Raw genomic sequence first — 4,668 nt, 5'->3', positions numbered from 1 at the left:
ATGCCGCCTCCGAAGGCCAGGAAGGCCGTCGCCGCCGCAACCGCGGTCGCCGTGGTGGCGAGCGTCGCGAGCGCGCCGAGGTGGCGGAAGGTGCAGACGTTGGCAACGGTGCCGAAAATGCGCAGCCCACTGAGGTCACCGAAGCCCAAGTCGCGTCGCCAGCTGAGGTCATCGCGCCCCTTGCCTCGCAAGACAGCGCTGCGCCCGCAACGCCTGAGGTGGCTGTCGCCCCCTCGCAAGCGCCTGTCAGTGCTCCCGCAATGGCCATCGAGGCGCCTGTCGCTGCGCCGGAACCCGCACGGGCCGCAGCACCTTATGTGCTGCCGCTGAGCGAGTTGCAAGGCATTGCGCAGGGCGCAGGCCTGGAATGGGTGAACTCCGACGCAGACAAAATCACGGCGGCACAAGAGGCCATCGCCAACGAACCGCGGCCTGTGCACATGCCTCGTGAGCGCAAGCCCGCCGTGGTGCTCGACGAAGGTCCGCTGGTCCTGGTCGAGACCCGCAAGGACCTCAGCCAGGTGAGCCTGCCCTTCGAGCAGCAAGCCTGATGCAGGCCTGAGCGCCACAGGCGCTCCGTGCCCCACCGAAAAGCCCGGTCCCGCGACCGGGCTTTTCTTTTGTCTGGCCGCGCCAACCCTCTGCGACGGCAGCACCAAAGCAAAGGGTTTCACCTATACGCCAAGCAATTGACCTTAACGTCAATACTGAATCTAATGGGGCAAACATCAGGAGACCGCGTTGGCCCCCAAGACTGCGCACGCCAGAATCGCCGCCGCACCGCTCGCCACGGGGCAGGCTCACCTCGGCATGGACCCGATGCAAGGCTTTGTGCCGCCCCCCCGCATCCTGTTCGAGACCGCTCGGCGCCTGGGTCAACACCCGGCTTACCACATGCGCGGCTCGGACGCCTGGCAAGGCACGTCCTGGCAGGACTACGGCGAGGCCGTGCGCCAAGCTGCCCGGGCATTGCTGCAACTCGGCGTTCAACGCGGCGATGCGGTGGCGATCCTGGGCTTCAACAGCCCTGAATGGGCCACCATGGCATTTGCGGCCATGGCCATTGGCGCCACGCCTGCGGGCATCTACTGGACCAGCTCCAGCCAGGACATCGCCTACATCCTCAACCACTGCCGCGCGAGCGTGCTGCTGGTCGATGACAGCAAACGGCTGCGCACCGTCGAAGAGGTCGCCCCCGAGTTGCTTCACCTGAGCACCGTGGTGCTGCTGTCGTCGCCGGAGCAAGCAGGCAATGGCGCTCTGAACGCGCCCGAAGGACGCCGCCAGCTCATGGGCTGGGATGCCTTTTTGTCACTGGGCACACCGGCACTGGACAAGCAGCTGAACGACCGCCTGGCCAGTCTCCTGCCCACCGACATCGGCACGCTCATCTACACATCCGGCACCACCGGCCCCGCCAAGGCGGTGGCCCTCAGCCAGGGAAACCTGTGGTGGATGGGGCAGAACATGACCTCGCTCTACGAGGTCGATGAACGCGACCGCATGCTGTCGTACCTGCCCCTGGCCCACATCGCCGAGCAGATGGGGTCGATGCACAACCAGGCGCACTCTGGCTTGAGTGTGTACTACGCGCGCAGCATCGAGGAACTCGGCGACCACCTCAAGGAGGTGCGCCCCACCATCTTCTTTGGCGTGCCGCGTGTGTGGGAAAAGATACAAGCGGGCATCGAGGCCAAGCTGAACCAGGCCACGGGCGCCAAGGCATCGCTGGCGCGATGGGCCATCGGCGTTGGTCAGCGCTGGCACGAGCTCGACCACGCCGGCAAACCCTGCGGGCCGTGGCTGGGCCTGCAAATGAGCTTGGCGCGCAAGCTGATCCACAGCAAGGTGCAAGCCGCCCTGGGGCTGGACCAGGCTCGCTTCCTGAGCTCAGGCGCCGCGCCCATTCACCCTGACAAGCTGCGGTTCTTCGCTGGACTGGACCTGCCCGTGCGCGAGCTGTATGGCCAGTCTGAGGTTTGCGGCCCCTCGACCATGTCCTTTCCAGGCAGCACGCGCGTGGGCTCGGTCGGCAAGGCCTTGCCCGGTACCGAAATCCGCGTGGCCGAAGATGGCGAGCTGCAGGTGCGCGGCCCGCACCTCTTTCAGGGCTACATGGGCTCACCCGGCGCCACGGCCGACGCGTTCGATGACGGCTGGTTGCGCACAGGAGACGTCGGTCGCATCGACCAGGATGGCTACGTCTACATCACCGGCCGCAAGAAGGACATCATCATCACCTCGGGCGGCAAGAACATCGCGCCGGCCAACATCGAGTCGGCGCTGATGGAGGCCGAGTTGATCGAGCACGCGGTGGTGTGCGGCGACAACCGCCATTACCTGACCGCACTGGTGACGCTGGACGCGCAGGCCCTCAAGGCATTGGCGAACAGCGAAGGCCTGCCAGCGGGAGCGCCCATGCACGATCACCCGAGGGTGCTGGCGGCCCTGCAAGGCGCGATCGACCGCGTCAACGCCACACAAGCCCGCGTGGCACACGTTCGCAAGTTCGCCGTGCTCACCCAGCCGCTGAGCATCGAGGGAGGCGAACTCACCCCCACGCTGAAGGTCAAGCGCAAGGTGGTGATCGATCGCCACGCGGCCTTGCTGGACAGGCTCTACAGCAGCGGAGACTGAGACAGCTCGCAAGCTGCTCTGCCCTGCCCGCTGCGATGTTCAGCGTGGCAGCTTCGCCAGGGCCTGCAGGTAAGGCGCGTGGTGCATCAGCTCGTCCCAGGTGAAGGGTGCGGTCTGCGGCAACAGGTCGATTCGGCGGGCCTCGCTGTCAGCGCTGGGCGCCCATTCGCCAAGGGCCAGGGCTTCGCTCAGGCCGTCGAGCAAGGCATCAACCGGTGCGCCACCGTTGAGCGATTGGTTGCACAGCAACACCATGTCGCAGCCTGCGTTCAGCGCGGCGATGGCGCCTTGCGTCTGGCTGCCGGCCACGCTGGCGCCTTCCATGCTCAGGTCGTCGCTGAAGATGGCGCCGGTGAAGCCCAGCTGGCCTCGCAGGATGTCCTGCAGCCAGCGCGACGAGAAGCCCGCCGGTGCGGCATCGACCTTGGGGTAGATGACGTGGGCCGGCATCACGCTGGTCAGCGAGGTGCTCAGCCACTCATACGGCTTGGCGTCGTCGGCCAGGATGGCCTTGAGCGAGCGCTTGTCGACCGGCACGGCCACGTGCGAGTCGGCCTTGACGAAACCATGGCCGGGGAAGTGCTTGCCGCAGTTGGCCATGCCGGCCAGCAGCAGGCCGTGCATCACGCCTTTGGCCAGCACGGTGGCCACGCGCGGGTCGCTGTGGAAGGCGCGGTCGCCGATGACACCGCTCTCGCCCCAATCGAGGTCGAGCACGGGCGTGAAGGTCAGGTCGACACCGCAGGCGCGCAGCTCGCTGGCCAGCACGTAGCCACAGGCGGTGGCGGCGTCGGTGGCGGCCATGGCGCCTGCGCCCTCGCCGCCCTTGCCGTCGCTCATCCACATGTCGCCGAGCTTGCGCATGGCCGGCACGTGGGTGAAGCCATCGGTCTTGAAGCGCTGCACGCGTCCGCCTTCGTGGTCGACACAGATCAGCACGTCAGGGCGGATGGCCTTGATCTCGGCGCACAAAGCGGTGAGCTGGGAGCGGCTCTCCCAATTGCGCGCAAACAGGATCAGGCCACCGGTGAGCGGGTGTTCCAGGCGGCGGCGGTCGTCGTCATTCAGGGTCAGACCCGCGATGTCGAGCACAACGGGGGCATGCTGCAGGTCGGCCAACGCACCTGCCGCCGAGGGTTTGGCGATGGCACGGGACTTGGACGCCTTGGCGACTTTCGGGGCTTGGATGGCTTTGGACATGGGCTTGGCGAGGGGGGGCAGACGGAGTTCTGTGTGATCTGGCGAATTGATAACGCGTGCCGATCAAGGCACTGCCGGCGAAGCGGGATCGGTTTCGACGACGACAAAGGCCTGGGCCAGATCGCCTTCATCGGTGACGGTGACGTGGGCCTTCCAGCCCTTGGCAGCAAACCAGGTGGCCAGTTCGTCGTTCAGGACGATCTGGGGCTGGCCGCTCTCGGCGTTGAGGATCTCGCAGCGCCGCCAGGTCATGGGCATGTGGATGCCCAGACCGATGGCTTTTGAGAAGGCCTCTTTGGCCGCGAAGCGCGTGGCCAGGTAGCGCAGGCCGCGCACAGGTGAGCGGGCCGTGCGGGCGCGCCACACGGCGAGTTCGCGGTCGCCCAGCACCTTCTCGGCAAAGCGATCGCCTCGGCGCTCCAGCGTGTCGCGGATGCGGCGCACGTCGCACAGGTCGGTGCCGATCCCGACGATCATGCCCGCCCCGCCTGCCTGGCGCGGATGGCCTCGGCCTTGAAGTCGGCAATGGCTTGCTTGATGCCCACGAAGATCGAGTGACCGATCAGCGCGTGTCCGATGTGCAACTCGTGCACGTCCGGCAAGGCGGCCACCAGGGCGGTGCTGCTGGGTGCGTCGTCGCCCTTCTGCTCGGGTTGGCACAGGGCCAGGCCATGGCCAGCATGTGTGCGAAGGCCCAGGCTGGCTGCGTGCAGCAAACCCTGGCGCAAGCGTGTCAGTTCCGCCTGCAAGGCGCCGGCATCGCCATCCCACCAAGCGTGGGCAAGCGGGCCGGTGTGGAGTTCCACGCAGGGCGCGCCGGCGCGAGCCGCC

General features: G+C 67.0%; 5 protein-coding genes. 2 read left to right on the top strand and 3 right to left on the bottom strand.

Annotated elements, in window-relative coordinates:
• Positions 1–317: 317 nt before the first annotated feature.
• Positions 318–551, top strand: coding sequence for a hypothetical protein (locus B2W70_RS12325; RefSeq protein WP_286746078.1), 234 nt, complete (start codon positions 318–320; stop codon positions 549–551).
• Between the two features lie 190 nt (positions 552–741).
• Positions 742–2,637, top strand: a complete 1,896-nt coding sequence (locus tag B2W70_RS12320) for an AMP-dependent synthetase/ligase (RefSeq protein WP_286746076.1) — start codon at positions 742–744, stop codon at positions 2,635–2,637.
• 39 nt (positions 2,638–2,676) lie between these two features.
• Here B2W70_RS12320 and nagZ read toward each other — a convergent pair whose 3' ends face one another.
• From nagZ to B2W70_RS12305, 3 genes are all read right to left on the bottom strand, one after another.
• Entirely contained in the window at positions 2,677–3,747 is a 1,071-nt protein-coding gene (gene nagZ, locus B2W70_RS12315; RefSeq protein ID WP_414631057.1) for a beta-N-acetylhexosaminidase, read from the bottom strand.
• A gap of 153 nt (positions 3,748–3,900) precedes the next feature.
• A complete protein-coding gene (gene acpS / locus B2W70_RS12310) occupies positions 3,901–4,314 on the bottom strand; it encodes a holo-ACP synthase (protein ID WP_058086208.1) in 414 nt (137 codons plus the stop codon).
• On the bottom strand, positions 4,311–4,668 hold a 358-nt coding region (locus B2W70_RS12305; RefSeq protein WP_286746074.1), incomplete at its 5' end, for a pyridoxine 5'-phosphate synthase. The genes acpS and B2W70_RS12305, both read right to left, overlap by 4 nt.

The sequence above is a fragment of the Aquabacterium sp. UBA2148 genome (assembly GCF_002328915.1).
GTDB lineage: Bacteria > Pseudomonadota > Gammaproteobacteria > Burkholderiales > Burkholderiaceae_C > Aquabacterium > Aquabacterium parvum.
The sequence above is the reverse complement of the archived record's forward strand: the minus strand, read 5'-3'. Positions and strand labels throughout refer to the sequence as shown.